The following is a 26,906-nucleotide window of genomic DNA, read 5'->3' on the forward strand; positions in this document are numbered from 1 at the left end:
GCCCCCCAGTATGCACCGGTCGGGGCGCCTATCCGCCTCCGGGGCGCCACGGTGGGGCAGCCCCCGGCGGGGGGGCCCCGCCCGGCGCGACGGGGGGTTGTGGTGGCCGCGACGCGGCCGGAGAGGGGCCTTTTCTTTGCCGGCGCAGGCCCCCTCTCCGTCGCGGCTTCGCCGCGCCACCTCTCCCCCACTTCGTGAGGGCGAGGAACCCAGGTTCTGCAATGTCGAACGCGCTACGCGCTTGTATCTCTCAGGTTTTTCGGGGGATGATGTCGGGCTTGCGGCTGGTGGTGCGTCCTTGGGGCACAACCATCGCAACTCTTGGGAGGACATCATGACCTTGGAAACCGCTCAATCAACCGTTCAGTCGCCGTGGCGGATCGCGGCAATCCTTGTCGCCCGCCTGATCTTTGCCGCCGTCTTCCTGATGGCCGTGATGTTCAAATTCGTCGATATCGGCGCCACCGCCGGCTATATCGCGGCGGCTGGGTTTCCATTCCCGCTGTTCCTGGCCTGGTGCGCAGCCCTGCTCGAGGTCGTCCTCGTCCTATGCTTCCTGACCGGCGCCTTCTTCTCCTGGGCAGCGCTGGTCGCCGGCGCCTATGTGCTGTTCCTCGGCTTCGCCTTCCACGGGCCGTCGCACTGGGCCGGCAACCAGGCGGAGTTCGGCTTCTTCATCGATCACTTCACCTTCCTGGCCGGGCTGCTGTTTGCCGCCGTGCACGGGCCGGGCCGCATCCTGGCGCTGAAGCTTGGCAGGGCGTGATGCCAAAGCTTGCTGCGGCGGTCATCCTTGGTCGCCGCGTCACATCTGGTCGTCGTAAGGTTCCTTGATCTGACCGACCATGCGCGCCAGTTTCGAGAAGGACGGCATGTCCGTCTCCGGCTGACACTGATTGGCCAACTCCAGCAGTCGGATCGGGAAATTGACGGCATCGCGGCTCGACGCCGACATGCCTTCGGACCTTTCCTCGTTGGTCTCGCTGGCTTCGGCCCTGCGCAAGGCGATGTCGATCTCCTCGACGGAGAGCACGCCCTTGCGGACCAGGACCTGATTGATCGATGCGATGGCCATAAGCAGGCCTTCGAGTTGCAGATTGGCGACGTTCATGGCTTTTGCTCCCATTGGCTAGGGTTCAAACGCGCCAATGCCTGTTCTGATCCGGACGGCGGCGTCTCGTCGGACTTCCCGGTGTGCTTCGCCAATCGGCTACTCTGCGTTTTTTCGCGTCTCAGGTGAATTTTGTTCTTGCTTTGTGCCGGCAGCTATGCTACTAATCTGGGTATGGTGCTAATTGGCTCCAACGACCCGCCCGCCGAGGCGGGTTTTTTGTTTCAGGCTCCATGCTCGACCAAACGTTGCGAGTGTTGCCGGCTGTGAAGTCGGCGGGACAGCGCCGCCTCTGTCCTGCCCGTCCTCCGCAGCAGCTGCGCTGCAGCTGCGGAGGGTGGATCGCATATCTCCCCACGAGGGGTGAGATCGGCAGCTTTGGCGACAGCGCCTTTTTTTGCACCCTACAAAATTGGCGAAAGCGGCGATGGAAGCCAATCTTCCCCCTCGTGAGGGAGACGTCCGGCAGGGCAGAGAAGGGCGCGAAGGAACGCAAGCTTGCCGGCTGGCGGCGGAGGCGCTGAACGAAATTTGCATTTTTCTGTCGCCGCGCCGCATTTTGTTCTTGCTTTGTGCCGGCAGCTATGCTACTAATCTGGGTATGGTGCTAATTGGCTCCAACGACCCGCCCGCCGAGGCGGGTTTTTTGTTTCAGGCTTCCTTTCGATCGAATGATGTGCGTGCTGCCGGCTGTAAGTCGGCGTGACAGCGCCCCCTCTGTCCTGCCCTCTTGCCACCACTTGGCATCTCCCCCACGAGGGGGGATCGGCAGTTTGGGCGACGGCACCTTTTTTGCATCCTACAAAATTGGCGAAAGCGATGATGACAGCCAATCTCCCTGCTTGTGGGAGATGTCCGGCAGGACAGAGGGGGTCGCGACGGAACGCGACCTCGACGATCCTCAGATTAACGCGCCCCCGTGCGCCCACCCCAGAGAACATCCCATGTCCAACCGTTACGCCACCATCATCACCGACGATGACGGCCACGAGGTCGTCAGCGCCATTGGCGAGTTCGCCGGCGCCGCACCCTATGCACGCATCGGCCGCTTCGAACTGGTCGCCGCCGGCGTGCGGATCGGCATGCTGCGTGGCGGTACCGTCGATGCGGTCGGCGGCTTCGGCATCGCGTCGGCAGCACTCGACGGTAAGGCGGCGGCAATTCTCAGGACAGGGCTGAACGCCTTGCCTGACGCCGGTGCGATGATGCCCGGCACGACGACTGATGCGAAACCGGCAAGCCAGCTGCGAAAGCCGAAGTCGGCACGCGCCGGCAAGAAGGCCAAGCCGCGCAAGCGCATCGTGCGGCCAGCCAACAAGAAGCCGGCGATCTCCGCCGGGACGACGGAGTAGGGCATGGCCAAGGCTCCTTCCGCCGGCGATCCGCAGCCGCAGGATCAAGTACCTGGCAAGCCTGGCCGAACCAGGCGGCCGAAGAAGACGCTGGCCGACGGCTTCCTCGAAGCGATCCGCGCCGATTTTCGCGCCCATGGCGCCGGCGTCATCGCCGAGGTGCGCGCCGAAAAGCCCGATCAGTATCTGAAGCTCGTGCTGTCGGTGCTGCCCAAGGATCTTAGTGTCAACATCAACAATCTGGATGCATTGAGCGATGACGAAATCAGGCAGCGCATCCGCGGCCTCGAAGCCGTCCTTAGGCCGTTTCTCGAAGAGCCGGGCCTCGCAAAAGGCCTCGCACAGCCGGGCGGCAAGGAAGGAATATCTCAGCCTGCTGGCGGAGCTGGACCGGAGGCGCCGCACTAACCAGCTTGCCGCCTACCAGCCCTATCCCCCACAGGCCGAGTTCCACGCCGCCGGCGCGACCAATCGCGAGCGCCTGTTCATGGCCGGCAATCAGCTCGGCAAGACCAGGGCCGGCGGCGCCGAATGGGCGATGCATCTCACCGGCCGCTATCCAGACTGGTGGCAAGGCAAGGTTTTCGATTGTCCGGTCCGGATGTGGGCGGCCGGCGTCACCGGCGAAAGCACGCGCGACAACCCGCAGCGCATCCTGATCGGTCCGCCCCAGCAGCAGGCGGCCTGGGGCACCGGGATGATCCCGGCCGACGCCCTCGTCAGCACGATGGCGGGACGGGCGCCGGGCGCACTCGACAGCGTCGTGGTGCGCTGTGGCGGCGGCGGCGATGTCCAGGCCGACGAATCGGTGCTGTCGTTCAAGAGCTACGAGAAGGGTCGCGAGAAATGGCAGGGCGAGACGCTGCACGGCGTCTGGTTCGACGAGGAGCCGCCGCTCGACATCTATTCCGAGGGGCTGACCCGCACCAACGCCACCGGCGGCATCACCATCGTCACCTTCACGCCGCTGCTCGGCATGTCGGATGTGGTGCTGCTGTTTTTATCGGCTGAGCAGGTGGGCGGAATGGGGAAGCGGTGATAGGGCTGCGAACTCGTACAACTCGCGTTCCTTCGCGCCCCCCTCTGTCCTGCCATCGGAAAAGTGCTTTGACGAACAGCACCATACGTCCGGCGCCTGCCAAAATGATTCAATGCCGCGAGGGTGCACAATGACCCGCCACGTCACCTTCATGACCATCGACGATGCCGGGCATTATACGCCCGACCAGCGTGCCGCGATCGTCGCCGCCTATCCGGCGCATGAGCGCGAGGCGCGCGCCAAGGGCATTCCGGTGCTCGGCTCCGGCCGCATCTTTCCGGTGGCCGAAGAGCTGATCGCCTGCGAGCCGTTCCCGCTGCCGCGCTATTGGCCGAGGCTCGGCGCGCTGGATTTCGGCTGGGACCATCCGTCGGCGGCGGTCGAGCTCGCCTGGGATACGGAGGCCGACGTCGTCTATGTCAGAAAGGCCTGCCGCGCTTCGCAGCAGACCCCGGCCATGCAGGCGCTGACGCTAAAACCGTGGGGCGAATGGCTGCCATGGGCATGGCCGCGCGACGGCCGCCGCGAGACGCTGGAAGGTGCGGGCACCGCGCTTGCCAGGCAATATTCCGCGCATGGGCTCAACATGCTCGCCAGCCATGCGCAGTTCGCCGACGGTTCCGTCTCGGTCGAGGCCGGACTGATGGAGATGCTCGACCGCATGCAATCAGGCCGCTTCAAGGTGTTTTCGACGCTTTTGCCGTGGTTCGAGGAGTTCCGCCTCTATCACCGCAGGGACGGCCAGGTGGTGAAACTGCGCGACGATCTGATGGCGGCGACCCGCTATGGCGTGATGATGCTGAGGGAAGCCGTGGTCGACCCGGCGGTGTTCAAGGCCGCGAGGCGGAAGGCGGGGCAGGCCGATCCGCTGGGGGCGTTTCGGTGACCATCCGCATCATCCCCGCCACGCTGCGCGACCTCTCCTACATCGCCGCCAACCTCCGGCCAGAGGACCGGGCCGAGATCGACTGCCAGTTCGACGAGTGGTCGCCGGCACTGCTGGCACTGACGGCGCTGCAGGGATTTGCCTATGTCGCGGAGCTCGACGGCAATCCGGAGGCCGGCTTTGGCGCTGCCGAGCAGCGGAGCGGGCTGTGGATCGCCTGGAGCTGGGGCACGCGCCGTGTGAGGCGCTGCGTGCCTGGGATTACCGAGTTTTTTCATGCCGTGCTCGGGCCTGAAGTTGCCGCGCGCGGCGCATGGCGGGTCGAGGCGCGAGCGCTGGCCGCCAATGAATTGGCGCTGCGCTGGCTTGCCCGGCTCGGCGCGACGCAACGCTGCCGTCTGCCGGGCTACGGCAGGAACGGCGAGGATTTTCTGCTCTTCGACTGGACAAGAACCCTTGGAGAAAACCATGTGCCTTTTTCAAAAGCCGCCGGCGCTGAAGCCGTTGCCGCCGACACCGACCATTGCCGACAAGGACGTGCAGGCGCGCGAAGCCGCGTTGCGGGCCCAGCTTGCGGCCAATGACGGCACCGCCGGAACAGTGAAGACCGATCTGTCGCCCGGCGACCTCACCGGCCAGCGCCGCGTGCTGCTGGGGGTTTGACATGGGCGCGATGAGACGAGTGTTCCGCAACCGGGTGCTGGCCTGGTGGTATTGGCGCCGGCATGCAAGGTTGGTGAAGAAGCGAGGCGGGTGAGGGTTCTTCCTTCTCCCCCTTGTGGGAGAAGGTGGGTCGGCGCGGCAGCGCCGAGCCGGATGAGGGGTGCTGCAAGGAATGAGGCGAAAAAACCTTTAGCGATTTTAAGAGCTTATCTCCCCAAGATAGCGATCGGTCCAACACCCCTCATCCGACCGAGCTTCGCTCGGCCACCTTCTCCCACAAGGGGAGAAGGTCAAGGCAGCTTCCGCGTTTTCCGTTACAACCAAGCGCAATTCGTGTTCCCTCCGCACGGTTGACATTCCTCCCTCAGCCGCCATGCTGCATTGCAACATGACCATCGAGAAGTTCGGCATGACGGAAGTATCGCGCATCGAGTGCCTGGACGGGCTTCGGGCGCTCGCCGCGATCTGGGTGCTGATTGGGCACTGCCTGCTGTTGACCGGCTGGCAGATTCCCATCATCGGCGAACCGGATCTCGGCGTCGACCTCTTCATCATGCTGTCCGGCTTCCTGATGGTGTTCCACTACCAGTGGCGCCAGGACAAGGAGCCCTGGCAAAGGCCGGAAACCTGGCTGAAATTCTGGACCCGCCGCTATTTCAGGATAGCGCCGCTGTTCTATGTCATGCTGTTCGCTGCCCTGGCGCTCGGCCCCTATCTCTACCAGTCCAGGATGGTCATCGACGAGTTCCTGCTGCGGTCGCCGCAGGCGCCCGAGCGTTATCTCGACAGCGGCCTGAAGAATATCGGCGCCCATCTGTCGTTCCTGTTCGGCCTGGTGCCGAATTTCGCCTATCGCACGCCGCTGCCCGACTGGAGCTTGGGGCTGGAGATGCAGTTCTACGCGGTGTTTCCGGCGATCATGCTGCTGGTGCGCAGGCTTGCCTGGGTATGGAGCGCCATTCTGGTCGCGGCGATCGGCAGCGCGATCGTGTTCTTGATGGGACAACTATCGGTCCACTTTCCGATGCCGTCGTTCCTGCCGCTGAAGATGCAGATTTTCCTGTGCGGGATGCTGCTGGCGGGCGTCGTCCATCAAAGGCAGAAGCGGCCTTTCGTGCATCTGGCATTGGCCATGACTCTGGCCGCGCTGCCGTTTGGCGGTGGCTACGGGCTTGGAAAGTTTTTGATGCGCGAAGCACTCGTCGTGGGTTTCTTTCCCCTGGTTCTCTACCGGATGCTGCCGGGAATGATGGGCATCGTGGCCAGGAAGATCGCCACGACGCTCGCCAACAGGTTCTTTCATCTGATGGGTGAGCTTTCCTTCAGCATCTATCTGATCCATCTGCTGGTTCTTCAGCCGGTGGCGGCTCTGGTCATCACCCAATTCGGCCATGATTTGTCGGCGCCGCTGCGCTTCGCGGTCGTCACTGCCCTCGTCTTGCCGGTGGTGTGCCTGCTGTCCTGGATCACCTACACGCTGATCGAAGTGCCCGGCCAGAAGATGGGCCGTTTCGTGGTGCAGCGTTTTGGGCGGAGCCCGGCGCTCGAGGGCAGCGCATAATCGGCTGAAACTGCCGATCTCCCCACTCGTGGGGGAGATGCCCGGCAGGGCAGAGGGGGCGCTGTCCCGCCGGCTTGTGGATTACTTGTAACTGCGACGTTCGGCGAATTCCGGTTGGGCGAACCCGGTCGGAAAATATAATAAGAAAACAGGTTTGCGATCCTTCGCGCCCCCCTCTGGCCTGCCGGCCATCTCCCCCACGAGTGGGGAGATCGGCGGTTTCGGCGTTCCCGCCATTTTTCCAATCGAATTCATCAAGCGAGGCTGACCATGAGCGATTCCCGTGCTCGCGATATTCTATCGCGACAGGCTGAACTGGAGAGCGAGCGCAGCCAGTACGAGCATGTCTGGGAGGCGGTGTCCGAGTTCTGCGATCCCGATGCGCCCGATATGTGGAGCGGCCGCCGCCAGGCCGGCCTTGATTCGCAGGCCGAGCGGCAGGAGCGGCGCGGTGCGCGTGTCTACGCCAATACCATCAACTCGGCCGCCAACCGATTGGCGGCCGGGCTCGAAAGCCTGATCATCCCGCAATCGGAGAAATGGCATGGGCTTTCGACTGCTGCCATCAACGACGAGGAGACCGACGAGGAAAAGGAATGGGCGGAAGCGCTGCGCGATTTCCTGTTTTCGCTGCGCTATTCCGCCAATTCGAACTTTGTGCCGGCAACGCAGGCGTGTCTGCGCAATGTCGTGCGCTATGGCCCGGCCTATCTCTATGCCGAGGAAGGTTTTGGCGGCACGCTGATCCGCTATGCCTCCATCCCCGTGGTCGAGGGCTATCTCTCGCGAAACCGCTGGGGCCAGGTCGATATCTTCCACCGCCGCTACGAGCGCACGGCGCGACAGGCGGCGCAGCTGCTCGGCTATGAAAAGCTGCCGGCGCGGATCAAAGTGCTGGTTGATGACCCCTCGAAATGCGAGACAAAGATCTCGCTGATCCAGTGCATCCAGCCGCGCGACGAGCGCAAGATGTACAGTCTGAGCGGATCCTATCAGTATCTCGACACCGCGTTCGCTTCCTATCACGTCATCGAGGATGAAGAGGCGATCGTCAGGGAAAGCGGTTTTCGCTCGTTCCCGGTGTCGTGCTTCAACTGGCGCCGCTACGAGGGCGATCCCTACGGCATCTCGCCGACCATCGAGGCACTGACGACCGTGCGCGAGGAGAACGCCGTGCGGCGCTCCGGCCTGCGGGCGTTGCAGCAGATCACCGATCCGGCCACCGCCTCCAAGGCACGGCTCGACTATGTGCCGGTGCTCAATCCCGGCGAGAACTATCCGGGTCTCATCGACGATGCCGGCCGGCCGCTGATCGCGCCGATCGCCACCGGCCAGAACCCGACCTATGCCTTCAATTATGCCGACAGCCGGGCCGAGGAGATCCGCGACATGATGTTCGTCAACCTGTTCCAGACGCTGGTGCAGAACCCCCAGATGACGGCGACCGAAGCCTTGATCCGGCAGGAGGAGAAGGGCGCGCTGCTCGGGCCGTCCGGTTCGATCATCCAGGCCGGTTTTGCCTCTAATCTTGACCGCGAGCTGGGCATTCTCGAAGACAAGGGACTTTACGAGGAAGACAGCCGCTTCCTGCCGCCGGCGAGCCTTGCCGGCAAGGCGCTGCGGCCGACCTTCACCGGGCCGCTCGACGTGCTGCGCCGCTCGGCGGAAGCCCGCGACACCATCCAGGTGGTCACTACCGCCATGCAGATGGCACAGTTCGATCCCGGCGTGATGGACAATATCGACGGCGACGAAGCGCTGAAGATCGTGCAGGGCGCCGGCCGCAGCCCGCAGCGCATCTTTCGCCGACAGGACGAGGTGGCCGAAATTCGCGATGCCCGCGCCAAGGCGCAAACCGCACAAGCAGGCATGGCGGCCGCCGCCACCGCCGGCAAGGTGGCCAAGGATGCCGTGCCGGCGGCAGTGCAGGCGCGCGACAGCGGCCTGCTCGATGGGCTGCAAGGCATGCTGCAGGGTGGGCAGGCTGATATACCGGGCGGTCCGGCTGTGCCGGGCGCTGGCGCATGAGCCGCAAACGCTTCGCCCATTCCAGCCAGGCCGGCGGCCCGGCCAAGGCGCGGGACGCGCTGGCCAAGGCCCATCTCAGGGTATTCTCGGGCCAGGACGGCGAGATGGTGCTGGCCGACCTGACCGCTGCGACCGGCTATTACCGCCGCCCATCCTACGGCGAGTGGCTGGCCAAGACCAAGACGCCGAACGGCTTCGAGCTGCACAGTGCGCTCAGCAACGCGCGCGCCGAAGTGGTGCAGCATATTATGGGGTTTTTGACGCTGGACGAAGCGCAACTGGCTGCGCTGGAGAAGGCGGCGAGGCTGGAAGGGAGGTAGGCGGTGAGGCACCGGCATTGGTGACGCCTTCTCCCCTTGTGGGAGAAGGTGGATCGGCGCTTTAGCGCCGAGACGGATGAGGCGTGATGGAAGAAAATGAGGCGTCGGTGTTCCCTGGAACACCCCTCATCCGGCCGCTTCGCGGCCACCTTCTCCCACAAGGGGAGAAGGGAAGACCAGCGCTATGCTCAATAATTGCCGTTATAATACCGGTCGTCGCAGGGGGCGGTGTAGATGCGGCCGCTGTTGCGGTCCTGATAGCGGCAAAGCTGTTCGCCGCGCCGCTGCGGCGTGGTGGCGTTGCCGACGACGGCGCCCAGCAAGGCGCCGGCTCCGGCACCGATGACCGTGCTCTTGGTGTTGCCGCCGATCGCCTGACCGGCAAGCGCGCCGGCGCCGGCGCCGAGCAGCGCACCGGTGCTGGTTCTCTGCTGTGCTTCGGTCTGCGCGCAGCCTGCCAGCGCGGCGGTCACGAGCATGGCGGCAATGGCTTTGGACATGGTCATCGTCTGGTACTCCGTTGAGGCCTATGAACTAATACGCAGGCTGATTTTGCCAAGTGCGGTCGCATTTGCGGCGGAACATAGGCACCGTGCCTCACGAAATAAGACATGGTTGTTTTTGTCTGACAGCCGGAGACCACGGCTCGCCAAGACGATGCCCAAACGAGACTAATCTTTGACGGCCCCATGTCGCCCGATCTGCTTTTTCTACGCAGCGGCCAACTCTTCCTCAAATCCTCAAAAATGGAGAAATCAAATGACCCGAGGTCTTGCCCGGACGCTTTCGCGTGCCGCCGCCAGAGAAGCCGGCCTTGCCCCGCCCAAGGCGGGGCTTACTGCCAGGACGACCGGACAGGGCGGCGCCTACCGCACCGTCTTCTCCTTCAATGCCATGCCGGTGCCGGTCACCGATGCGCTCGCCTATGCCAGCCAGAAGCTGTTCGATTTCATCGATGGCAGGATCCGAATCAAGGGCGGTACGGCGAGATTGCAGTTCGCGGTGCTGACTACCCGCGCGTCGACCATCAACGAAAATGCCGCGCTGACCTGGTCGCTCGGCTCGACGGCAGCGTCGACCCCAGCGCTCGCCTTGACCATGATCAATGTGCTGGCGACGACCGGCCGCACGCTGGATGGCGCCGGTGCCGCGCCGTCGAGCGCGTCGATTGCCGATGTTGCCGCAGCCTTGACGCTCGACGGAACCGTGACGCCGGTCGACCTCTATCTCAACCTGGCGTTTGCCACCGGCACCGACATCGATGCCGACGGCACGATTGCCGTTACCGGCACGATCACGCTGCTCTGGGAGAACTGGGGGGATAATGCGTAGGCGCTAATCTCCCCCCTCGAGGGGGAGATGTCGCCGAAGGCGACAGAGGGGGTCGGTTCGACCGGGCGCGACCCCCGGCGACAGATGAGGTCGGCGCTCCACGCGCGGCTACCCCCTCTGGCCTGCCGGCCATCTCCCCTCGAGGGGGAAGATACCAAGTTTCACCGCCGGTGCTCTCATCACCGACCTTCAAACTCTCAGTAAAGGAAATCTCACATGACAGATCTGGCAGACGCCGGGTCCGTGGTGGCGGCGCCACCGGCGGGCAACCTTGCACGGCCACCGGCCAACGGGGACAACGGGTCCGCCCCGCCTACGGCCACAAGCTGGTTTGACGGTCTTTCCGAAGGCAACCGCAAGCTCGCCGAAACCAAGGGCTGGACCAAGCCTGAAAGCCTCGATCGGGTTTTCGCCTCCTATGCGGAGCTGGAGCGGCAGCAGGGCGAGAGCCTGCGCGTTCCGGCAGCCGATGCAGCCGCGGAAGACTGGGACAGGTTTCATGCCCGGTTGCCCGAGGCGATGCGTCCGCTGACCTCGCCCGACAAGGTCGAGTACCGGCGCCCCGACGGGCTCCCCGAAAACTTCGCCTATTCGGACGAGCTCGCCAATGCGTCCAAGGCCTGGGCGGTCGAGGCCGGTGCTACCCCGAAGGTCGCACAGGCCTATCACGACCGCTTCGTCGGCTACATGGCCGAGCAGGCCAAGGCACAGCAAATCGCCACTGCCCGCTCGGTCGAAGCGACGCATGACGACCTCGTGCGGGATTGGGGACCGACCGGCAGCGATGGCTTTCGCCAGAAGCTCGAGGTCGCCAACCGGGCGATGAAGAAGCTCGGCCTGGTCAATGCCTACAAGGCGAAGGGCATCCTTCTGCCGGACGGCGCCTTGACCGACCCGCAGATCGCCAAGGCGTTCCACGCCATCGGCGAGGCGATGTTCCGCGAAGACACGATCGACGGCAATGCTACCTTGAGCGGAGGCAATCCCTTCAAGCGCAATGCCGCCGGCGAGCGCAACCTGACCGCTATCTCGGCCCTGGTCAAAAAGCGACCCGGCGCGTGCCCGGCGGCTGGCACGCGAGGCCGGCGAAAACCCCGACCTGTGGATGCCCAACAACCCTCTTTGACCCAAACCTGAAGGAAGACAAAAATGGCAGACGCCTATACCCGTATCGCGGACGCGATCGTTCCGTCCGTCTATGCGCAATACTCGTTCGAGGAGCACGTCCAGTCGCTCGACATCTACCAGGCCGGGATCCTGTTTTCCGACCCGGCCATCACCTCGAAGCTTTCCATGGGCGGGCGTTCCGTCGACATGCCCGGCTGGAAGGATCTCGGCAACGATCCCTCCGAACCGGTCAACGACGACCCGGCCGATTCGATCGAGATGAAGAAGATCGGTGCGCGCCGCGATGTAGCGGCCCGCAATGTCCGTGCCCAGGCTTGGGGCATCCCGGACCTGACCTCGATCCTTGCCGGCGACGATCCGCAGAAGCTCATCGTGCGCCGCCAGACCGACTACTGGCAGCGCGCCAACAAGCTGACGCTGCTCGGCATACTGAAGGGCGTGCTGGCCGACAACATCGCCAATGACGCCGGCGACCTGGTGCGCATCACCGGCGCCTCCATCGTCGACACCGACATCATCGAGGCCGCCTATCTGATGGGCGACCGCGCCGACAAGTTCAAGACGATCTGGATGCATTCGAAACAGATGAAGGCGCTGAAACTCGCCGACCTCATCGACTATGTGCCGTCGTCCGAGCAGGGCGGGCCGCTGATCCCCTATTACATGGGGCTGAGGGCCGTCGTCGACGACGACATTCCGGTTGCCGGCGGCGTCTACACGGCGTTCATGTTCAAGGACAAGGCGATCCTGTGGAACGAGCTGCCGGTCAACACCGAAGGCGGGCCGCTGGAGTTCGACCGCAAGCCGCGGCAGGGCCATGGCGGCGGCGTCACCGAAATGGTCGGCCGCCGGCATTTCGTGCCGCATGTGCCGGGCACCCGCTTCCTCGACGCGTCCTCGGCCGGCGAATTCGCCACCGATGCGGAATTGGCGCTGGCGGCCAACTGGGACCGCACCGCGTCGAGCGTCAAGCACATGACGTTCATCGCGCTGAAGACCACGGAGGCCTGATCGGGCGAAGGGCGGGCGTCAGACGTCCCGCTCCTTCGGAACGCCAGGTCGGCCACTGTGGCGAATCCCAAGTTCACCCGCTGCGCTGCGCCGGAGTGATGTGAATTTTGGGGTTCGCTACAACATTCATGTTGCGCTTTGGCCAATCGACGGCACCAAGCAGTTACAAGAAAGGGCGATGCTGCCTGTCTCGGCGAGGGAGGTAACTATGAACATGAAGTACAAAACAGTTCAGGAAGTGCTCCGAAAAGCGGGCATTGTCATGAGCAAGAAAGGGGAGGTTCATCGCATAAACTTCTTCAGCGGCCTGCAAGACACCGCCTACTACACACCAAGCCTTCAGGATGCCCTGGACAAGGGCTTGGCTATGGCGGGAGGTGCCGGAAGGATGAAACCAAGCGCCTTTGCCAAGTCGGCCGAAACAGGGACCTCGACCGGCGCACGTATCAGCTGACACAATTCAGGGCAAGACATCGCCGCGTCGCGCGGCGGTGTCGTGAAACTGCAATAGCCGAAGCATTGCCGTCTTCCTTGCTCGAATGGGAAAAAACGGATTACGCAGCACGTGCCACCCATTCCTGACGGGCGGCTGGCGCCGTGACGGCCCCATGCACGAGACGTGCAACGTTCCTCCCAAGCCAAAATCAAAAGAAATCCCCAGCCGCCTTGAAGCGGCTTTTTGCCGTGGAGGCACCATGCCCCGTTTTCCCCGACCAACCCCACAGCCGGAGGCCTGAGCCATGGCCATCACCCCGCTCGACATCGCCAATATGGCGCTCGCCGTGCTCGACGAGGCGCCAATCGACAGCCTCGACCAGGACGCCAAGGCGGCGCGCCTGCTCAATCTGCATTTCGACCTGACCCGCGAGGCCGAATTGACCAAGCACGCCTTTGTCTTCGCCATCCTGGCGGCCTCGGTCGCCGGCTTCGACACCGGCAGCGTCGCTGGCACGCTGAACTTCGCCTATGAGCTTCCCGCCGATTGCCTGCGGCCCTTGCCGCTGACTCATAATGGCGAGCCGGACGGCGTTCCGCTCTTATGGCGGCAGGAGGCCGGGCTGATCTATTCGGATCAGGCGGGGCCGCGCGTCATCCGCTATGTCGCCAATCTGACCGATCCCAACGACTGGGACGCGCTGTTCAGCGAAGTGCTGGTTGCGGCGCTCGCCATCAAGATCGCCCATCCCTTGACTCACAAGTCGGGCATGATCGACATCGCCCGCAGCGCCTATGACAGGGCGCTGGATGCCGCCTATTCGGCCAATGCCATCCAGCGCGGCGGCAGATTTTCTACAACCTCCTGGGCTCTCCAGCGCGGTGACAACAGGTTCGCCGGCCGATGACCACGCTCTATCCGGTCCAGGACGCTTTCATCCGCGGCGAGATTTCTCCCCGCTTGCATGCTCGCGCCTCGCTCGACCTTTACCGGGCGGCGCTGTCCAAATGCACGAACTTCGTCACGCTTCCGCATGGCGGGATCAGGAAGCGCGGCGGCACCTATTTTTGCGCGGAGGTGAAGGCTCCGTCAAAGGCGACACGGCTGATCCCGTTCATCTTCTCGGCCGACCAGGCCTATGCGCTCGAATTCGGCGATCTCTACATTCGCGTCTATGCCTATGGCGCGCGCGTTGGGACGGTCGAAGTCGTTTCACCCTATCTCGAGGCGGACCTATTCGACCTGCAATTCGTGCAGTCCGCCGACCAAATGTGGATCACACACAGCGATTATCTTCCACAGGTCCTGACCCGCACGGCGCACACGACATGGACGCTTGCCGAGTTCATCTTTCTCGACGGGCCATATGATGAGATCAACAAGACTGCTACGACCTTGTCGCCGGCCGAAAGTGGCGCGGTCCACCCCTTGATGACCAACAACATCACGCCGTCAGGAACCGCTGCGGACAGTGGCGGCACTGCGGATGCTTTCAGAATATTTGACCGGGACAACGAATCCGACCTGCAACTCGCAACGCCGACAGGCTTTGTGTCCTACGATTTCGCCGCCGCGACCAAAATCTGCGATGCCTACTGGATACGAGCGACCGCGACTGGTGATCCCAAAGCGCCGGTGTCATGGGATTTCCAAGGCTTCGACGGCACGAACTGGATCTCGCTGGACAGTCGGACCGCAGAATCGGGCTGGTCGCGCGGCGAGGTGCGCTTCTGCGAATTTCAGAACGAGGCCGGATACCAGACCTATCGACTGAAGATCACAGGCTCAGAAGACAACACCAACGTCGTCATCGCGGAAATGGGCTGGCACGAAGACGGCGACACCCAGACGCCGTTCGATCTTACCGCATCCTCTATCGTCGGCATCAATGACGGTGCCGGGTTTCAGACCAGCGATGTGGGGCGTGCCATTCGGCTGCTCGGCTCGGATGCGCAATGGCGCTGGGCGCGCATCACCAGCCGCACCAGCACGACGGTGGTTAAGGTCACGATGTATGGACACGCGCTGCCCGACCTTAGCCCGATCGCCCGTTGGCGGCTCGGCACGTTCGTTCCGGGCAAGTATGTTCAAAGCGGCTCGCTCTATGAAGAACGTCTCGCTTTTAGCCGCAAATTCTCGATCTATGCTTCCCGGACAGGCGATTTCGACAATTTCGCCACCGGTGAGAAAGACACCGACGCGCTAGAATTCGTGCAGGCAGGTGGCGGCCAGGCCAACGACATAACGTGGGTGGCGGAATCGGACGGTGCGCTGATCATCGGAACGCTTGGCGGGGTGAGGGCGCTGTCTGGCTCCGGCATCGACGAAGCTCTCACCCCGTCGTCGTTCAAGAACCGCCGGTCGCGGACCTTTGGCTGTGCGCCGCTGCGTCCCGTCGATGCGGGGCAGTCGTTCCTCTATGTCACCCGCTCCCGCAAATCGATCGCCGAGCTGGACGCAAAACGCCACCGGCCGTTTCACCTCCGACGATGTCGGTCAAATATCGGAGCACATTCCGAAGAAAGGTGTCGTCGAACTCGCCTTCCAGACCGACCCCGATCCGCTGCTGTGGTTCCCGCTCGATAATGGGGAGCTCGGTGGCTATACGCACCAGCCGTCGCAAGACGTTCGCGGCATGCATATCCACCAGATCGCCGGCAGCTTCGCCGGATCGAGCTGGGCCGTGGTCGAGAGTGCCGTGATAACGCCCGGCCAGGACGGCAACGATGATCTGTGGCTGATCGTCAAGCGCACCATCGGCGGCGTGACCAGGCGCTATCTCGAGATCAAGACGGTGCCATTCGAGTACGGGGCGATCGAGGACGCCTTCGAGGTCGACTGCGGGCTGACCTATTCGGGTGCTGCCGTCAACGTCGTCTCCGGCCTCGATCATCTCGAAGGCCAACCGGTCGACGTCCTGGCCGATGGCAAGGTCTACAAGGGCCTTGCTGTGGCCGCTGGCGCGGCTTCGCTGCCCGGTGGGGCTACGGCAGCGAAATGGGCCGTCGGCCTTCCTTATGAGGCTGGCGCCGACACGTTGGAACTCGACGTTGGCGGCAAGGATGGTTCGATCGTTGGCCGCCGCAAGAAAGTCGCCAAGGTCATTTTGTCCCTGCTGGAAACCGACACGACCGGGCTGGAAATCACGTCATTGCAGCGAGGCCGCTGGGAGCGCGTTCGCATCCCGTCCGTGGTTGCGCCCGACGGCATGGCGAAATTGTTCACCGGCAACGTCGAGGTGCCGATCGACGATAGCTGGGAAGGGCAGGGCAGGGTGAGAATTCGCCATACAAATCCAACGCCCTGCACGATCAGGGCGATGACGCCGGTGTTCGACGCCGAGCCTTAGTTAATCTCCCCCTCGAGGGGGAGATGTCGCCGAGGGCGACAGAGGGGGTCGGTTCGTCCTGACGCGGCCTCCCATCGCCTCCCTTGCGGGGGAAGAACGTCGGCGCTCCACGCGAGAGGACCCCCTCTGGCCTGCCGGCCATCTCCCCTCGAGGGGGGAGATCACCCGCTCCGTTCTCCATCGCTTCTCCCAAAAAGGAACCACCGTGACCCAAATCCCCCATGCCGAGCAACTCGGCAGGGCGCGGACGGCTGCCGATTTTGCTGCCGTCATCGCCTCGCTCGATACCGACCTCAACGATGCGATCGCGTGCAAGCAGGAGCTGCAACAGGCCGAGGATCGCGCGATTTTCGGCGAGGGCGACCTGGCAGCAGCCCGTGCCGCCCTTGACGACTGCGACGATGCAATTGCGCTCATCGAGAAGACGATCAAGGCGGCCGACAAGCGCCGCATCGCCGTATCCCGAAGCGAAGCCCGCGTCGACGTTGAAGCGCTTGGCGCCGAGATCCGAACAAAGGCGACTTCCCTCGGTGAGCGCTGGAAGAGCGTTCACGAACTGATCGAGCAACTGCGCCAGGAGCTGTTCGCGGCCGATGCCTTGAACCGGGCCATCATCGCCGCCAACGGCCTTTTGGATGCCGACGGCACCGTCGACCTGAAGGTCAACCTGACCACCATCCGGCGCAGCGCCATGGCCGGCCCGCGGGCCGCTGCGCCAGCCCGTCTCAGCCGCCCGGCAATCCAGGCCGACAGGCTGCTTTTGTCCTTCCTCAGCCCGGGCGGCGTACTCGACCGGCGCCCAGCGATCGGCGCGCCGGTCGACGGCATCAAAAGCAAATTCATTCCCGCCGGCGAACGAGGCTGACCATGTGCACACTAGCTCTTATCGGCACCGCCCTTTCCGTCGGCGGTGCGCTGGCAGAAGGCCAGCAGTCGAAGCAAATGGCCGAGTACCAGGCCAGAGCCTATGAACAGCAGGCGCGGGCCGACGCCCAAAGCTCGGCCTTCGAGCAGGGCCAGGAGCGCCACAAGCAGGATCTGCTGCAGGCGCAGGCGCGCGCCCAGGCCGGCGCTTCGGGCGTCGCCATTTCTGGTTCGCCGACCGAGGTGCTGGCGGCCAATGCAAGGCAGGGCCAGCTCGACCTCAAGGCGATCCAGTACGGCTCGCAGCTGCGCCAGAACGGTCTCGCCACGCAGGCGGCGATTTCGCGCTTTTCCGGCAGGCAGGCGGTGGGCGCCTCGATCTTCAAGGCCGGCAGCAGTCTCGTATCGGGCATTTCCGGCCTCTACGACCCGGCCAAGGCAGTGACGTTCGGCAGAAGCGCCTTCCCGCCGGCGCCGGGTGGAGGCCTCTACTGATGGCCACCATCCCGCTCCAGCTTGCCCAGCGCCGGCTCGATACCGGCAATGTGGCCTCCTATCCCAACGCCTCGCCGCTGGGCGCCGCCATGCAAGGCTTTGGCGACGAGCTCTCGGCAATTGCCGATCGCTTCAGTCAGCAGAAGCAGCAGCAGGATGCGTTCGACGCCGACATTATCGGCCGCGAGCTGAACGCTCGCATCGCGCACGCCGAGGCCGTGGCAGTGCAGACCGCGCCGGCCGACGGCGGCGGCCTGCACGACTTCATGTATGGCCAGCTCGATCCGCGCAGCGACGGCGTCGTCAAGCCCGGCCTGTTCGACCAGATCTTCGACGACACCGCGGCGAAAGTGCCAGAAGGCGAGCGCGCCAATTTCCTGGCGCAAAAGCAGGCTCTGCGGCTCGCCGGCTCGGCGCGCATGGCCGCGCAGCAGCACGCGCGGCGCCAGACCTATGAGCAGGCCGAGTGGAGCAAGGTCGAGGAAATCTACACCGGCTCAATCGCGCGGAGCGACCCGAACGACACCGGAACATTCGAGGCGATCAGGCAGAGCGGGCTCGAGCTGATCGGCAAGATGGGCAACCCGCTTGCCCGGCACGCGGCCGAGGCTGCCTGGCGCAGCAACACGGCCAAGGCGCTCGTCCAGGCGATGATTCCCAGGACCCGAAGCGTGCTGCCGAGATGCTGGGGGCTGAGGCGGCAGCGACGGACGGCAGGACCAAGGACGATACCATCGAGGCTATAGGCGGACCTCGAGCGGGTGGTCCAGCGTGCTGGCGACGCGCGAAGCGCCCGCAAGTGGCCTTCCGTCCGACGAAACACCTATCCGCACGGATTCCATAGGGCCTGTTGGAAATACCGCCTGGGCTGCCGCAGGACCCTGGATTGCCGACTTGTCGCCGGACGCGATTCAGGACCTCGGGCAGAAGGCGCAGGTAGCGACTGCCGCAAGCCTGGTCGATGCGCGCACCAACATCGACCTCGCTTACCAGAATGCGCCGGACGCCCTCATGTATGACGGCAAGTATTCCGGAGAACTTCCAGATCCAGAAGACTTCACCGCCGTTTACGGTGTCCAGGAGGGTGCTAAACAGGCTCAGGACCTCGACAGGACGCTGGATGCCGGGCGCCAGGCGTTCGGCATGGTCAGAATGTCCAACGACGCCATTGAGGCGAAGGTGCTGGCGGCCAAGCCCAAGCCGGACAGCGCAACGCCGCAATTGGATCAGGCGCAGTTTGAGATAACCGCTTCTGCGGCGAAGCAGGTTTTGTACGCCCGCTCGGCCGCCCCTGCCGATTTTGCCCGCAAGGTTGACGCCAGCCTGGACACGGCGTGGAACGATGTGTCCACGCCGGACAGTTACGATCCAAACGCTTACCAGAAGGCGATCGCCCGCTCTGTCGCCGTGCAGAAGCAGCTTGGTATCAAGAACATCCAGCCGCTTCCGAAATCCGCTGTCGAAGACCTGGTCAATACACTCAATGACGAGAACGTGCCGCAACGCGAGCGAGATGCAATTCTGCGCGACCTGTTCGCGGGCACGTCCGATCCGGGTGTTCAGGCAGCTATGGTGCTGCAACTCGCGGACGCCAACCAGTCCCGGATGGCGCGAAGCATCTCAAACAACTCAGCTCCAGTATCAGCGGAGGAGCGAGTGAACCGAAATCTGGCAGCGTTCGATGCTCTGCCGGCGTACCTGAAGCCCCTTGTTGCGCTCAACGACACTGTTCGGCTGATGGCCGATGGCGCAACGTTTGGCCATGCGGACAAGTTCGCGGCATTTATGGATTCCCTGATTTTGGGGGCAAGCTACAACGACGAACTATCAGCACACCGGTCTGAAACACAAAACGCGAGGGATCGGGCTGGTTCCGCAGGCGTCGCGGCAGAGATACTTGGCGCGTATCTGGCCAGCCGTGCTCTTGGCAACGCGGGCATAACCCTCGAGGGCAGTTTCGGCACAGCTGCTATGGAAGGTCTGTCCGGCCTTCTCGCGCGAACCGGCCTTATGGGCATCGAGGGTGGGGTCTATGGCAGAGTCGATGCCTCTGGCCACGGACAGGACGTTGGTAGCGGGGTCTTCGGCGGTTTGTTGTCGGGCCACGGCGGCAACATCATTGGAGAGGGACTGGGCGGGATCTACAGGCAACTGGTGGGAAGATACGTACGGCATCCCGTTTCTGCCGAGGCAAGTGGGTCCCTCGAAACTGCAGATCGTACCGCAATCCCGGACGCGTCAGTTCCTCTGGATTCCAAGGCAGTTTCGGAGCCGCTTGCCGGGGACGGACGGGCCAATCGTGGCGCCGCCGGCAAAATTCCTGTTGGCCACGATCTCCACATGTTTTACATGCGTAAGTGGAACGCCGAGGAACGAGCTGCGGCAGATAGAAAAGTCGAAGTATTAAATAACTCTGAGAAGTTTGTCAGCCGATCTGTTCGCGCAAGAACGTCAGCCAGTGCTAGATATAAAGCCGGTGGCAATGTGGTCCCCGCGGACCATGACGTGGACCACATAGTTGATTTGCAACTGCGCGGTCCGGAGACGTTGCCGAACATGGCCCCACTGCCTAAGAGTGTTAACCGGAGCTTTGGTGCTCAGATACGCCACAGAATCAAGCACCTGCCTGAGGGAACAAGAATTAATAAGGTAACGATAGGAGATCGATAGTGTTCGAGACCTTCCGACGCAATTTCCCCATTGATGCCGCGATTGCATCACAAAACGGTACTCTGGCAACCGAAGTCGTTGGATTGAACGAGTTGCTGACCGATTTCGGCGGCGCCTCGTTCAAGCATGGTCTGTATCGTATCGTCCGTACACCGGAGGTGCCGCGTTGGAACGCCAGGGTTTGCCTGGGTTTTCCTGAATTCACCGGACGGATTATCTGCTTCGGCTACGATTGGCTTGGGAGAACGTTTGCAGCCGATACCGGAAGGACGGAAGAAGGTGAACCCGGTGTCGTAATGTTTGAGCCTGGCACTGGACAAGCTCTTGAGGTACCCGCCAATGTGCGGACCTTCCATGAGGTCGAACTCCAAGAGTACCAAGATGCGGCTTTGGCGTCCGAATTCTACGCGAAGTGGCGGGAAAGCGGCGGCCCCGAGCCTGCTTATGACCAGTGTATCGGGTACAAGATACCGCTGTTCCTAAACGGGAAGGACGAAAGCGAAAATCTGGAACTGACGGACTTGGAGGTCTATTGGCACATAACGGGCCAACTTATTGCGAAGGTGAAAGACCTGCCACCGGGAACACCTGTCAATATCCGAGACCTTCTCTAAAAAGGGTACTTTGGGCGGCAATTGGCGGACGGCCGAAGGGGGCAGGGGTGGTCTCGGCAATAAAGCGATGGGTTATTACGGCACTCCGGGTTCAGGCCCAGGCCCAAGGATCCGGCCACAGATTGGAATATGGATGTGTCTCATGAGACACCACTAGTCGATGATGGGGCAGATCATGTATCAAACATGCTACCCCGTACTAGGCCCGATCATATGAAGCGCCACAGCGATGTTGGAGAACTATGCGCGCTGGGCTATAGAAGATCGCAAAAGCAGAAGGCGAGTTTAGACGTGGAAAACAACATGAATGACGCTGCTCCGAATCTAGACAGCGTCACGCGCCTGCCGCCTGACAACGTTAGCACAGGCGATGAAGAGCTTGATGCTGCACGTCTGGAGGCCCGAAAATATCTTGATTTCTATGATTGGGTTTCAGACATCAAGGGGGAGTACCTTGGATACGGTGCCGATGGCATAATCTATATTTTTCTCTTCGAGATTGTTCCGGGCAGGCCAGAAGTTGACCCATGGATATGGGTAATCGTCGGCGATGTGGCCCCGACATATCTGCCGGCTGTAGATGCCAAGACTCCATACGAGGCGCTGGATTGATATATCGGCGCCATGGAAGAGTGGGTCGAAGCTGCGCGAGGGGGGACTCGGTGGCAGACCTAACTCCGGTCAATGTGCCGGCTAGCCCAGCCAACGCCGAAATGTTGGGCAGCCGTCTCAAATTTCTCGACGAAAGGGTGTTGCCGGAACTTCGAGAGTGATCGGTTGCCGCTTGTCGGCAAGCTCACTGCGGCGATGGCAACCAGGCCGGGGGTGGCCCCACAACTAGCCAGCGGTCTGATTGTGGTCACGATGCTGGCTTATGGCCTGCTAACCGCAGAGCGGTCCCAGTCGGTGCCTTCTGGATCGCCGCCTGTTTCAGATGAAGGATTGACCTGTTGCGCACAGACACTTTTCCGACCATGGCAAGGATCGTTTTTCTGCTCACCTTGGTCGTTGTTCTCCTGCTCGCGCTTTCGCCGGTGCGCTTCCTGCAGGAGTTGGACATGGGCTTCACCTTCCAGCACGACAAGCTCAACCACGCGGCGGCGTTCGCGGTGTTGGCGGCGCTGGGAAGCCTCGGCTGGCCGGAACACAAGACGAGGCTGGTCGTGCTCCTCGCTCTTACCGGGGCGGCGATCGAGCTGCTTCAGGGCGCGCAGCTGATCGCGCGCGATATGGATATCCTCGACTGGGTCGCCGACTGCGCCGGCATGGCCTGCGGGCTGGCGGCAATGGGCGGCACAAGAAGGCTTGTTGGCGGATTGCTGTAGGTCTCGACCGCGTTGCCGCTCTCGGTCCGGAAAATGTAAATCGCCGGCTGCGCCAGATAGCGCGGTGTCCGGCCGTGTAGCCTAAATTCCCCCCGAAGCACTGAACCCCTTCCAGCCTCGCTTGTGCGGGGCTTTTTTTGTGGAGCAAGACCTCATGTCCCGACCTGCAACTGCCGCCGTTCGTCTCCTGACCGGCGAACGCGAACCCGTGCGCCTCGCAACCACGGCCGACATCCTCCTGCACGGCCTGCAGGTCATCGACGGCGTGCCGGCCGAGGTCGGCGACCGCGTGCTGGTCAAGGACCAGGCCGACCCGACACAAAACGGCATCTATACGGCAAGCGCAGGCGAATGGTTCCGCGCCGCCGACGCCCGCACCACGCGTACCCTGCAGAAAAGCACGACCGTTCACACCCAGATCGGATCGGTCAATGTCGACCGCGTGTTCGAATTCAGGGCCGACGAGCCTGTGGTGGGAACCGATGTCATCACGGTAACCGCCTCCGTTCCACCCGATATCGCCGACGTGGTCGACGAGGTCGAAGTGCTTCGCGATGAAACCCAGGCGTTGAAGGATGCTGCCGAAGCCAGCGCCGCCCAGGCAAGCGCCAGTGCCGCCGCTTCCGCCGCGAATGCCGGACAAACCACTGCCGACCGGACCGCAACCAATTCCGATGCCGTCCTGGCCGCGGCTGCCGTCATCAGCGCCCAGGCCGCACGCGATGGTGTCCTGGCGACGGGGAAGGTTTACGCGGACACAATTGCAGGTCTGGCAGTCGTGGCCGAAGGGGAATATTTTCTCGCGCCGTCCGGCGATCCCCTGGAAAGCTTCATCCTTTACCGCGACCTTTCGGGCGTGGCGATCGAAATCAAGCGGTTTCCCAGCACTGCCTCTGTCGAACTTTCTGGCTCGGCCGCAACGCTGACAGAGTTGTCGGCGGCGCTGCAATATGACGATAGCGGGATCGCGATCGCTTTCGACGCACCAGTTCCCAGCATCCTGATCAAAGATGGTGCCGCCCCGGCAAAACGCTTCTTCGGCAATGTGACACCCAAGCTCACCGTGACGCGTACGACTGCCGGCTGGTATTTCGACAAGTTGGGATTGCTGAAGCAGGCCGGGGCGAATGTTCCCCGCTACACCTATGACTACAAGTCGCTTGCGCCAAGGGGGGTGCTTTCCGAGGTGGCGCGGGCAAACCGGCTGCTGCAGAACCGTTCTTTGCGCATCACACACCAACTGACCGTCACCGCTGGCGCTGGCATCTTTGTCGACGGCGAGACGGTAAATGCAAGCGGCGGCGGTAGTGGCGTCTATCGCGCGGGCAATTCGACATCGACCATTTACGCCCTGTCGGGCGGTGCCGGCACCATGACCGGGACATTGACCGGGGCAACAAGCGGCGCGACCAAGACAATTTCTTCGTCGGCCCTCGTCTGGGTTGCGACCAGCATGACGGTGGCGCAGGATCAAGTCGGTCTGGATGGCGTTGCCAACTCGGCGTCGAAGATCACCGCGACTGCTGCTGATGCGACCATCTTTCAGGCTATCACCTTCGCCTCGGCGGCGTTCTTTCAGACGGCGTACATTAAACCCCTCGTCGGCACTGATGCGCTGTTCATGACGGAGGATGGTGGCGCTACGTGGACCGACGTATCGCCTCCGGATGCCTACTGGAACCGTATGAGCATCCCGGCGCAGACGCTCGCCAACCCGAATGTCGGCTTCAAGATAGCTACGAGCGGCGACAGCTTTGCCATTGATCTTGCCCAGAACGAGAATGGCAATTATCGAACAAGCCCGATGGTGACGACGACCACGCTCTTCTCGCGCGGCGTCGACGCGGTCAGCATCGACCTGAGCACAATTCCCTTTAACACGGCGCTCGGATCGATTTTCGTAGAGGGTCGCACACAGGCTCCCGGTAACGTCCAGCGCACCATGGCGCAGTTCGATGATGGTACAGTAAACAACCACATCGAATGCAACATGTCATCGCTAGGTGGGGGTCAGTTCCTCGTCAGGGAGGCGAACGTTGTCAGGGCCAACATCCTGCCCGGCATTACGGTTGTCGACAAGACGACACGGCTGGCTGCGTCGTGGGGTCCGAACTACGCGCAGGTAGCGCTCGACGGCTCGGTTGGCGCGCAAGACAGTGTCGTTACTGTCCCGACCGGCCTCACCAGGCTGCGTATCGGCGGTGGTATTTCTGGCAACTTCCCGATGGGCGGCACCATCGCCAAGCTGACGCTCCGGCTTAGGACGATGGATGCATCCGAGCTGACGGCCTGGTCCAACTTCGGTTCGGTCGGCGCTGCTCCGGCCATCGACGTTGCTCCGAACGATCCCAACATCGAGGACAGCGACTATGCCGCGATCTTAACGGCTTCGGCCACACAGGTCAGCGGCATCCGGCCGATCTCCTTCGGCGGCTATCAGAACGCCAACCCTGGATGGCGTCGCCGGTTCAAGACGCGGGCCACCTCTGTGGTGTCGCACTTCCAGAACCTCAACACCGTCGGCGGCAGCTACAATGGCAAGGGCCAGATCCTCGTTGACGGGGTGCACAACACCTATTTCACGTCGGCGCAGGCGCTCGGCAAGTTCTTCGTCCGGCTGGATTTCGCATCGAACGCCGATCGCTTGATCGAGATCGTCATGCCCTACTCGGCGGCCATCGCGCATCTGGGCCTTACGACGTATGGCGCGCCGATCACCTTGCCCACGCCGCGCTCGACCTTGCCGCGTGCGGTGTTCCTTGGCGACAGCCGCGACCAGGGCTTCAACGCTACCAGCATCGACAAGACCTGGATGGAAATACTGTGCCGCGCCAAGGGCTGGCAGCACATTAATCTCGGCTATGGTTCGTCCGGTATTACGTCTGCATGGGGAACCGACGCCGCCAACACCAATCCCGATGTCGCTTTCATCATCTTCGATTTCAACAACCGCACTGCGCAGACGTCGCTTGCCGGCTTCAAGGCCACGCTAAAGGCACTGATCGCCAATCTGCGGGCGATCAAGCCCACGGTCAAAATATACGTTGTTTCTTCGAACTGGATTTCTGCGGCTAATGACGCGCTCACCCTCAAGATCGCAGATTACCGGCAGCAAGAGCTTGAGGCTGTAAACGAATTGACAGCGGCCGGCGATGCCAACATCTTCTATATCGACGGCCTGACGCTGACCACCAACGGCACAGGTTCTGTCACAGACGGCATCCATCCCAACGACGTCGGCTCTGGCGAACAGGCTACGACCATTGCTCCGTTAGTTAGGGTGTGACGGCCGGCTTAATAGGTTTGGCTGGGTTGCCAGCTACAACGGTGAAGGGCTCAACGCTTTTTGTCACGACTGATCCCGCTCCCACCACGGCACCCTTTCCGATGGTTACGCCCTTGAGAATAATGGCGTTGAAGCCAATAAACGCGCCGCGTTCAATTTTGACTGGCGCGATAGTGATATTGGACCAGTCCTTCTTTCCTTGATGCCAATCGGAAACATCGGCCTTGCGGTGATCCCATGCTGTGGCGTGCGAGTTGTGATCTACGATTGTAGTTCCCCAGCTTATGATTACGTCATCACCGATCTCGATCCTCTCGGCGGCAACTAGGTGGCTGTTGCCTATGTAGCTACGCTGCCCAACGATGATCATCGCATCGGGGCGATCAAAGGAAAAGACGTTGTGAAGGATGCATTCTTCGCCGATCACATGCTTGCCTCGCCGCAAACTGCGGACGCTCCGCAAACTTAGCTTCGTCGCGGGACCGGAGTTGATGCCGGCTAGGCGGTAGAGGAATGATGGAACGAATGGCATATCAGTTACGGTCGAAGTGCGGCTTTGACAACCTCTCAACGAAAGGCTGCGATCGCTCAAAGAATCTGAAATGCTTCCAATGTTGGTATAACCCTTCGAAGAATGCCGGCGCCGCGTCTTCGAGGTCCGTATCAATGATTGTGCGTGGGATTAGTTGCCCTTCGGCTAACTGAACCGACAACCGAAATTGGCTGTTCGCAATAAGCAGGTCAGTCTCCATCATCCATGCGACTCCTCACGGCCTAGTTATTGCGACGAGGGACGGCGGTTTGCAAGCTTACAAAACGCTCGCGTCCGCCAGCCTGGACGCTGTTTGAAAATTGCCGAAAAGACGCCAGAAGAATTGCTCTGCGAGGGCCCCTCGGGATTGTGTCCGCACCAACAATGGCACAGCAGCGCCACCAGAAATCCTACAGCTGGAGTTGTATTTCGGAATTGTCAGGGTTCATCGCCGACGCCGACCCGTCGCCGGCGGAGCCGCTAGCGTCTGCTGTCCTGCGGCTTCTGGTGAGAATCCTGGCTTTTCGGCCACCAGACAAAATACAGCGAGCCCATCTTCATCACAGGCACGCGGCGGTCGCGCTCCCGCGCCCGCAACTCGCGATAGGTCTTCATCTTCAGAGTGCCGCCCGGCAATCTGATACGCACTGCCATCGGTCCAACTCCCGTTGTGCAACGCAGCAATAGTGTGCAATGCGGTAAGTAGAGACCTTCCGTTACGGAAGAGTCAACAGCGACATCATCAACTTATTTTGCGAGCTCGCCTGCGGAGATCGGGGCGGGCTTCCCAGGCGCCTGCCAGGCCGAAAGAATTGGGGCGTTACCCCGGCGACTGATCGTCAATCAGGCGCTGGCGGTTCGACCACCAGGTGAAATAAACCCGGCCGATCTTGATGACGGGTAT

29 protein-coding genes are annotated in these 26,906 nt (G+C 62.4%); 25 read left to right on the plus strand and 4 right to left on the minus strand.

What is annotated here, in order from left to right; translation table 11 throughout:
- Positions 1-334: 334 nt before the first annotated feature.
- Positions 335-766, plus strand: coding sequence for a DoxX family protein (locus AC0L2P_RS23275; protein WP_473504385.1), 432 nt, complete (start codon positions 335-337; stop codon positions 764-766).
- Positions 767-805: 39 nt separating this feature from the next.
- On the opposite strand, the gene AC0L2P_RS23280 is transcribed toward AC0L2P_RS23275, so the two are convergent.
- Positions 806-1,111 carry a hypothetical protein gene (locus AC0L2P_RS23280; protein WP_473504387.1) on the minus strand — a complete coding sequence of 102 codons (306 nt, stop codon included), beginning with the start codon at positions 1,109-1,111 and terminating at the stop codon, positions 806-808.
- Between the two features lie 427 nt (positions 1,112-1,538).
- Between AC0L2P_RS23280 and AC0L2P_RS23285 the strand changes: the two genes are divergently transcribed.
- From AC0L2P_RS23285 to AC0L2P_RS23325, 9 genes are all read left to right on the plus strand, one after another.
- Positions 1,539-1,817, plus strand: a complete 279-nt coding sequence (locus tag AC0L2P_RS23285; protein ID WP_473504389.1) for a hypothetical protein — start codon at positions 1,539-1,541, stop codon at positions 1,815-1,817.
- Between the two features lie 238 nt (positions 1,818-2,055).
- Positions 2,056-2,463 (plus strand): hypothetical protein, encoded by a 408-nt coding sequence (locus AC0L2P_RS23290; RefSeq protein ID WP_473504391.1) that lies wholly within the window; start codon positions 2,056-2,058, stop codon positions 2,461-2,463.
- 3 nt (positions 2,464-2,466) lie between these two features.
- Positions 2,467-2,871, plus strand: coding sequence for a hypothetical protein (locus tag AC0L2P_RS23295; protein WP_473504393.1), 405 nt, complete (start codon positions 2,467-2,469; stop codon positions 2,869-2,871).
- Positions 2,849-3,502: a terminase large subunit domain-containing protein gene (locus tag AC0L2P_RS23300; protein WP_473504460.1), complete on the plus strand. Its 654-nt coding sequence runs from the start codon at positions 2,849-2,851 to the stop codon at positions 3,500-3,502. The genes AC0L2P_RS23295 and AC0L2P_RS23300 overlap by 23 nt, the downstream gene beginning before the upstream one ends.
- 130 nt (positions 3,503-3,632) lie before the next feature.
- On the plus strand, positions 3,633-4,388 hold the full coding sequence (locus AC0L2P_RS23305; protein ID WP_473504395.1) for a phage terminase large subunit family protein: 756 nt from the start codon (positions 3,633-3,635) through the stop codon (positions 4,386-4,388).
- On the plus strand, positions 4,385-4,972 hold the full coding sequence (locus AC0L2P_RS23310; protein ID WP_473504397.1) for a hypothetical protein: 588 nt from the start codon (positions 4,385-4,387) through the stop codon (positions 4,970-4,972). The genes AC0L2P_RS23305 and AC0L2P_RS23310 overlap by 4 nt, the downstream gene beginning before the upstream one ends.
- 467 nt (positions 4,973-5,439) lie before the next feature.
- A complete protein-coding gene (locus AC0L2P_RS23315; protein WP_473504399.1) occupies positions 5,440-6,612 on the plus strand; it encodes an acyltransferase family protein in 1,173 nt (390 codons plus the stop codon).
- 270 nt (positions 6,613-6,882) lie between these two features.
- Positions 6,883-8,640: a portal protein gene (locus tag AC0L2P_RS23320; protein WP_473504401.1), complete on the plus strand. Its 1,758-nt coding sequence runs from the start codon at positions 6,883-6,885 to the stop codon at positions 8,638-8,640.
- A complete protein-coding gene (locus tag AC0L2P_RS23325) occupies positions 8,637-8,960 on the plus strand; it encodes a Bbp19 family protein (RefSeq protein WP_473504403.1) in 324 nt (107 codons plus the stop codon). Before AC0L2P_RS23320 ends, AC0L2P_RS23325 begins: the two co-directional genes overlap by 4 nt.
- A gap of 188 nt (positions 8,961-9,148) precedes the next feature.
- Here the strand turns inward: AC0L2P_RS23325 and AC0L2P_RS23330 are convergent, their stop codons facing one another.
- Complete coding sequence (locus AC0L2P_RS23330) at positions 9,149-9,466, minus strand: YMGG-like glycine zipper-containing protein (protein WP_473504405.1); 318 nt, start codon at positions 9,464-9,466, stop codon at positions 9,149-9,151.
- A 253-nt stretch (positions 9,467-9,719) separates the two neighbouring features.
- On the opposite strand from AC0L2P_RS23330, the gene AC0L2P_RS23335 reads away from it, so the two are divergent.
- From AC0L2P_RS23335 to AC0L2P_RS23405, 15 genes are all read left to right on the plus strand, one after another.
- On the plus strand, positions 9,720-10,292 hold the full coding sequence (locus AC0L2P_RS23335; protein WP_473504407.1) for a hypothetical protein: 573 nt from the start codon (positions 9,720-9,722) through the stop codon (positions 10,290-10,292).
- A gap of 216 nt (positions 10,293-10,508) precedes the next feature.
- Entirely contained in the window at positions 10,509-11,429 is a 921-nt protein-coding gene (locus AC0L2P_RS23340) for a hypothetical protein (protein WP_473504408.1), read from the plus strand.
- Between the two features lie 12 nt (positions 11,430-11,441).
- Positions 11,442-12,431 carry a Coat protein gene (locus tag AC0L2P_RS23345; protein ID WP_473504410.1) on the plus strand — a complete coding sequence of 330 codons (990 nt, stop codon included), beginning with the start codon at positions 11,442-11,444 and terminating at the stop codon, positions 12,429-12,431.
- 208 nt (positions 12,432-12,639) lie between these two features.
- Complete coding sequence (locus tag AC0L2P_RS23350; RefSeq protein WP_473504412.1) at positions 12,640-12,885, plus strand: hypothetical protein; 246 nt, start codon at positions 12,640-12,642, stop codon at positions 12,883-12,885.
- A 286-nt stretch (positions 12,886-13,171) separates the two neighbouring features.
- The gene (locus AC0L2P_RS23355) at positions 13,172-13,774 is read left to right on the plus strand and encodes a phage connector family protein (RefSeq protein ID WP_473504414.1); all 603 of its coding nucleotides are present in this window, start codon (positions 13,172-13,174) and stop codon (positions 13,772-13,774) included.
- Entirely contained in the window at positions 13,771-15,453 is a 1,683-nt protein-coding gene (locus AC0L2P_RS23360) for a phage tail protein (RefSeq protein ID WP_473504416.1), read from the plus strand. The genes AC0L2P_RS23355 and AC0L2P_RS23360 overlap by 4 nt, the downstream gene beginning before the upstream one ends.
- A 49-nt stretch (positions 15,454-15,502) precedes the next feature.
- The gene (locus AC0L2P_RS23365; protein ID WP_473504418.1) at positions 15,503-16,216 is read left to right on the plus strand and encodes a hypothetical protein; all 714 of its coding nucleotides are present in this window, start codon (positions 15,503-15,505) and stop codon (positions 16,214-16,216) included.
- A 205-nt stretch (positions 16,217-16,421) separates the two neighbouring features.
- A complete protein-coding gene (locus AC0L2P_RS23370) occupies positions 16,422-17,081 on the plus strand; it encodes a hypothetical protein (protein WP_473504420.1) in 660 nt (219 codons plus the stop codon).
- Positions 17,082-17,083: 2 nt separating this feature from the next.
- A complete protein-coding gene (locus AC0L2P_RS23375; RefSeq protein ID WP_473504422.1) occupies positions 17,084-17,575 on the plus strand; it encodes a hypothetical protein in 492 nt (163 codons plus the stop codon).
- Positions 17,575-18,321 (plus strand): hypothetical protein, encoded by a 747-nt coding sequence (locus AC0L2P_RS23380; RefSeq protein ID WP_473504424.1) that lies wholly within the window; start codon positions 17,575-17,577, stop codon positions 18,319-18,321. The genes AC0L2P_RS23375 and AC0L2P_RS23380 overlap by 1 nt, the downstream gene beginning before the upstream one ends.
- A gap of 25 nt (positions 18,322-18,346) precedes the next feature.
- Positions 18,347-20,245 carry a hypothetical protein gene (locus tag AC0L2P_RS23385; protein ID WP_473504426.1) on the plus strand — a complete coding sequence of 633 codons (1,899 nt, stop codon included), beginning with the start codon at positions 18,347-18,349 and terminating at the stop codon, positions 20,243-20,245.
- On the plus strand, positions 20,245-20,859 hold the full coding sequence (locus AC0L2P_RS23390) for a T6SS immunity protein Tdi1 domain-containing protein (RefSeq protein WP_473504428.1): 615 nt from the start codon (positions 20,245-20,247) through the stop codon (positions 20,857-20,859). The genes AC0L2P_RS23385 and AC0L2P_RS23390 overlap by 1 nt, the downstream gene beginning before the upstream one ends.
- 213 nt (positions 20,860-21,072) lie before the next feature.
- On the plus strand, positions 21,073-21,471 hold the full coding sequence (locus AC0L2P_RS23395; RefSeq protein WP_473504430.1) for a hypothetical protein: 399 nt from the start codon (positions 21,073-21,075) through the stop codon (positions 21,469-21,471).
- Positions 21,472-21,809: 338 nt separating this feature from the next.
- A complete protein-coding gene (locus AC0L2P_RS23400) occupies positions 21,810-22,184 on the plus strand; it encodes a hypothetical protein (RefSeq protein ID WP_473504431.1) in 375 nt (124 codons plus the stop codon).
- A gap of 154 nt (positions 22,185-22,338) precedes the next feature.
- On the plus strand, positions 22,339-25,470 hold the full coding sequence (locus AC0L2P_RS23405) for an SGNH/GDSL hydrolase family protein (protein ID WP_473504433.1): 3,132 nt from the start codon (positions 22,339-22,341) through the stop codon (positions 25,468-25,470).
- Here the strand turns inward: AC0L2P_RS23405 and AC0L2P_RS23410 are convergent.
- Complete coding sequence (locus AC0L2P_RS23410) at positions 25,460-25,897, minus strand: acyltransferase (protein ID WP_473504435.1); 438 nt, start codon at positions 25,895-25,897, stop codon at positions 25,460-25,462. The genes AC0L2P_RS23405 and AC0L2P_RS23410 overlap by 11 nt on opposite strands.
- A gap of 585 nt (positions 25,898-26,482) precedes the next feature.
- A complete protein-coding gene (locus AC0L2P_RS23415; protein ID WP_473504437.1) occupies positions 26,483-26,656 on the minus strand; it encodes a hypothetical protein in 174 nt (57 codons plus the stop codon).
- Positions 26,657-26,906: the final 250 nt, after the last annotated feature.

This window comes from Mesorhizobium sp. WSM4836 (genome assembly GCF_055811815.1).

Bases quoted from the DNA above. Each gene is read 5' to 3' on its own strand.
- AC0L2P_RS23275 (WP_473504385.1), top strand. From the start codon at position 335: ATGACCTTGGAAACCGCTCAATCAACCGTTCAGTCGCCGTGGCGGATC.
- AC0L2P_RS23280 (WP_473504387.1), bottom strand. From the start codon at position 1,111: ATGAACGTCGCCAATCTGCAACTCGAAGGCCTGCTTATGGCCATCGCA.
- AC0L2P_RS23285 (WP_473504389.1), top strand. From the start codon at position 1,539: ATGGAAGCCAATCTTCCCCCTCGTGAGGGAGACGTCCGGCAGGGCAGA.
- AC0L2P_RS23290 (WP_473504391.1), top strand. From the start codon at position 2,056: ATGTCCAACCGTTACGCCACCATCATCACCGACGATGACGGCCACGAG.
- AC0L2P_RS23295 (WP_473504393.1), top strand. From the start codon at position 2,467: ATGGCCAAGGCTCCTTCCGCCGGCGATCCGCAGCCGCAGGATCAAGTA.
- AC0L2P_RS23305 (WP_473504395.1), top strand. From the start codon at position 3,633: ATGACCCGCCACGTCACCTTCATGACCATCGACGATGCCGGGCATTAT.
- AC0L2P_RS23315 (WP_473504399.1), top strand. From the start codon at position 5,440: ATGACCATCGAGAAGTTCGGCATGACGGAAGTATCGCGCATCGAGTGC.
- AC0L2P_RS23320 (WP_473504401.1), top strand. From the start codon at position 6,883: ATGAGCGATTCCCGTGCTCGCGATATTCTATCGCGACAGGCTGAACTG.
- AC0L2P_RS23325 (WP_473504403.1), top strand. From the start codon at position 8,637: ATGAGCCGCAAACGCTTCGCCCATTCCAGCCAGGCCGGCGGCCCGGCC.
- AC0L2P_RS23330 (WP_473504405.1), bottom strand. From the start codon at position 9,466: ATGACCATGTCCAAAGCCATTGCCGCCATGCTCGTGACCGCCGCGCTG.
- AC0L2P_RS23335 (WP_473504407.1), top strand. From the start codon at position 9,720: ATGACCCGAGGTCTTGCCCGGACGCTTTCGCGTGCCGCCGCCAGAGAA.
- AC0L2P_RS23340 (WP_473504408.1), top strand. From the start codon at position 10,509: ATGACAGATCTGGCAGACGCCGGGTCCGTGGTGGCGGCGCCACCGGCG.
- AC0L2P_RS23345 (WP_473504410.1), top strand. From the start codon at position 11,442: ATGGCAGACGCCTATACCCGTATCGCGGACGCGATCGTTCCGTCCGTC.
- AC0L2P_RS23350 (WP_473504412.1), top strand. From the start codon at position 12,640: ATGAACATGAAGTACAAAACAGTTCAGGAAGTGCTCCGAAAAGCGGGC.
- AC0L2P_RS23355 (WP_473504414.1), top strand. From the start codon at position 13,172: ATGGCCATCACCCCGCTCGACATCGCCAATATGGCGCTCGCCGTGCTC.
- AC0L2P_RS23360 (WP_473504416.1), top strand. From the start codon at position 13,771: ATGACCACGCTCTATCCGGTCCAGGACGCTTTCATCCGCGGCGAGATT.
- AC0L2P_RS23365 (WP_473504418.1), top strand. From the start codon at position 15,503: ATGCATATCCACCAGATCGCCGGCAGCTTCGCCGGATCGAGCTGGGCC.
- AC0L2P_RS23375 (WP_473504422.1), top strand. From the start codon at position 17,084: ATGTGCACACTAGCTCTTATCGGCACCGCCCTTTCCGTCGGCGGTGCG.
- AC0L2P_RS23380 (WP_473504424.1), top strand. From the start codon at position 17,575: ATGGCCACCATCCCGCTCCAGCTTGCCCAGCGCCGGCTCGATACCGGC.
- AC0L2P_RS23395 (WP_473504430.1), top strand. From the start codon at position 21,073: ATGAAGCGCCACAGCGATGTTGGAGAACTATGCGCGCTGGGCTATAGA.
- AC0L2P_RS23405 (WP_473504433.1), top strand. From the start codon at position 22,339: ATGTCCCGACCTGCAACTGCCGCCGTTCGTCTCCTGACCGGCGAACGC.
- AC0L2P_RS23415 (WP_473504437.1), bottom strand. From the start codon at position 26,656: ATGGCAGTGCGTATCAGATTGCCGGGCGGCACTCTGAAGATGAAGACC.